The sequence below is a fragment of the Opitutaceae bacterium genome (genome assembly GCA_015075305.1).
Taxonomy (GTDB): domain Bacteria; phylum Verrucomicrobiota; class Verrucomicrobiia; order Opitutales; family Opitutaceae; genus UBA6669.
The window spans coordinates 1-3,267 of record JABTUS010000015.1; the positions used below are offsets into that span (position 1 = coordinate 1).

A 3,267-nucleotide genomic window follows, 5' to 3' on the forward strand; every position below is an offset into this window, starting at 1 on the left:
TCGGCGTCGCCTGGGCACGACAGAGTGCACCCCTCCAACGGAGGGGATGCATGCCATCTCCAACGGAGGGGGGCGCAGGCTGCAAACTGCATTCGCGTGATTGCCTTGGGACGGAATTCGGTGAGAGTCGGGCTATGATCGCGTCGATTGCCTTTCGAAATTTCAAGGCCCTGCGGCAGACCTCGGTTGAGCTGTCGCCGTTCAATCTCGTGATCGGTCCGAACGGCTCCGGGAAATCCAGCCTGATCGAGGCGCTGGTTCGCCTGCGGACGCTCGCCCGCCTGCCGCTTGCCGGCGGCGGACGCGAACCGGACCGGAGCGCGAGTGCACCCGAGGTTTCATTTCGCTTCTTTCCGCCATTCGATGGATGGGAGGCGGTCATGAGCTGCGCCTCCGACGACAAGTGCGATCTTCTCAATGTCTTTCCGTTGTCGAAGGGCGAGGGGACGGGCACATGGGAGGAACTGAGGAAAAGACTGCTCAGGCTGCGGCGTTTTGAGCTCGACCACAATGCCATCGCGATGGCCGCGCCGAGAAGGGAGAACCAGGAGCTCAAGGCGAACGGGGGCAATCTTGCAGCGCTGGTGCTGCGGTGGAAAGAGGAGCATCCGGCGATATTCGCCGCCTGGGCGACACAGGTGCTGCGGGTGTTTCCGGAATACGACGACATTGCAATTCATGACGTCTCCGGAAATGACCTCGCCCTGGGGATGCGAATCACAGGCGAACGGACCCGCGTGCCCGCCCAGGACCTGTCGCAGGGGACGCTCTACGCGATGGTGATCTTCGCGCTCGCCGTCGATCCCAGTCCGCCGTCGATCGTATGCATCGAGGAACTGGACAGGGGCCTTCACCCGCGCATCCTTCGCGAGATCCAGGATGCGATGTATTCGCTCAGCCACCCTGCGTCGCAGGGGCTTGGCCGCGAGCCGGTGCAGGTTCTGGCGACCTCGCATTCACCGTACCTTCTCGACCTCTATCGGGACCACGTCGAGGAGGTCATCCTCACGGAAAAAATCGGGACGGCGGCGCATTTCAAGAAACTCACGGAGCGCAAGGATCTCAGTGAGCTGCTGGAGGGTGCTTCATTGGGCGATCTCTGGTTCACGGGAATCCTGGGTGGAGTGCCCGCGTGCGATGCGGGTGGAACGGTGACGTTTGGATCGCGATGACGGGGCCGAACCAGCAGAATGTCTGCGCCGCAAACGGAGTTGAGCGGCGGCTTTGTCGTGTCGCCGCATGAAGCTTGCCATCCTGAGCGAATCACCGGCGGATGAGGCGGCCATCGAGCGGCTCGTGGGGGCTGTTCTGCGCGAGCCGATGGTCCGGGTGCAGGCGGCGCTGCGCGCGCGCGGCTGGCCGTCCGTGGCGCAGGTGCTGCCGGCGGTCATAAGACATCTGCATTTTGAAACGGATGCGGATGGACTGGTTGTCGTGGTCGATAGCGACGACTCGGTTGTTCATACGGTTGAGCACGACCGGCCGAACTATTTTCACCCGCTCTGCCGCATGTGCCGGCTGCGTGCGGTTTTTCGCCAGACAACCAGGAAACTGCCGCCGGCGCGGGGGAGGGCACGGGTGCTACGGGCTGTTGGCGTGGCGGTGCCTGCCATCGAGGCCTGGTACCTTTCCGGGCGCGCCGCCGATGCCGATGTGAATGAGCAGGCGTGGATCGACGGGCAGGCGCGCGGGCGGCTACCGTACACACGCGCCCAGCTCAAGAATCGCGTGTATGGCACGGATCGCCCGAGCCTGGTGCATGAGACAGCGTGTGCGCTGCGCGAAATCGCCAGGTTTCTCCCTGATACGCGAAGATTGGAAAACGACTTTCCCGGTTTCGCATCGCTCGCGACCGACCTGCGTCTGTGGAATGAGCCGTCCCGCGAGGACGACGGGGCGGAATAGGTCGGCCTCTTGCCAAAGGGTCTCAGCGGAGCGAGTACACTTCGAGCAGCACAACTCCGGCGGAGCCGTCGGTGGAGCGCACATGCACCGTGTAGCCTCCCGGGGGAACGGTCACCAGCGCCATCGCGTCCTTGCTGCCTGTGTCGGCAATCTGGAATGCCCCCACGGAACCGCCCGCATCGAGCAGGATGGTGTTTCCAGCCCAGTTGTCATTGCCATCGATCAGGTCGGAGCCGTGGAAGATCTCAATGCGCGGATCCGCCAGAAAACCGGGCACATTGAATGGGGCAAGGCCCGGGCCGATGGCGCGGATGAGGACGGTGCGACTGGCTCCTCCGGTGAGACTGAAACCGCCGATGAGAACCTCGCCGGCGGCGAGCTGCGTGCGAGCGGAAAGGTTGACGATTTCCACGCCGGCGGAAGCTCCGGCTTCATATAATTCGGCGAGAGCCGCGCCTGTGGTGCTGCCGGGCCCCTTGACCTGGGCGGTGTATCCGCCCGGTGCCAGCGAGGTCGTGAGGACCGAGTCGAGACTGCCGGCCGGCAGCGCGAATGCGCCGAAAGCGCTGCCGTCGCTCCCGGACCAGTTGTCGTTTGAAGACAGCATTGTCTGACCGCGATAGAGTTCCAGCCGCGCATCCGCGAGAACATTGGGAACCTGGAAACTGGCCAGGGTCGGGCCGATGCCGCGCAGAACCACATTGGCGTTGGCTGAGCCGGCCAGAGTGAATCCGGCGATCAGGGTTTGTTCGCCCAATCCGGCTATGGAACGGATGGATAGATTGATGAGTCGGCTGGATTGGGTTGCCGGGACCACCGTCAGCATGGCGGGGTTGCTCGTGGTGGAACCCGAGGTGTTGGAGGCCACCAATGCGTAGCCGCCCGCTTGGGCGGCAGTGATGTCCTTCAGCAGCAGCGTGGGCTGGGTGGCGCCCGGAATGTCCTGGCCATCCCTGCGCCACTGGTAGCTGACGGTCCCGCCGGAAGCTGAGCCGGTGAAAATCACGGTGCCTCCGATCGCGATTGTCTGACTGGATGGAGACTTGGAAAATGCCGGGGCCGGCTCCGCCGAAACCAGGGTGATGTTGAACGCGCTGAGTGCGAACATGCCGTTGGAGTCGGTCGCACGGACGGATATCGACGCTGTTCCCGCCTGGGTGCCGGGCGTGACCAGCAGGGTCGACGCGTTGACCGACGAAGTGGCGACTGCGGAGTTGTTGGTGGTTGTGCTGAAGGTCAGCACGGACTGCGCGGCGTCACCCGGATAGATTGAAACCGGAACCACGCTGTTGATGACAAGGGCGTCCAAACCACTTTAAAGAACGATTGCGGAATAGCGAAACTTGGGAGCAACAATGCGCG

General features: G+C 63.5%; 3 protein-coding genes. 2 read left to right on the plus strand and 1 reads right to left on the minus strand.

The annotated features are described in order from the left end of the window. Positions 1-134 precede the first annotated feature (134 nt). Both HS122_20210 and HS122_20215 read left to right on the plus strand, forming a co-directional pair. On the plus strand, positions 135-1,172 hold the full coding sequence (locus tag HS122_20210) for an AAA family ATPase (protein MBE7540721.1): 1,038 nt from the start codon (positions 135-137) through the stop codon (positions 1,170-1,172). 67 nt (positions 1,173-1,239) lie between these two features. Beyond that, positions 1,240-1,905 carry a hypothetical protein gene (locus HS122_20215; GenBank protein ID MBE7540722.1) on the plus strand — a complete coding sequence of 222 codons (666 nt, stop codon included), beginning with the start codon at positions 1,240-1,242 and terminating at the stop codon, positions 1,903-1,905. Positions 1,906-1,927: 22 nt separating this feature from the next. On the opposite strand, the gene HS122_20220 is transcribed toward HS122_20215, so the two are convergent. Next, complete coding sequence (locus HS122_20220) at positions 1,928-3,214, minus strand: hypothetical protein (GenBank protein ID MBE7540723.1); 1,287 nt, start codon at positions 3,212-3,214, stop codon at positions 1,928-1,930. Between the last annotated feature and the right edge of the window lie 53 nt (positions 3,215-3,267).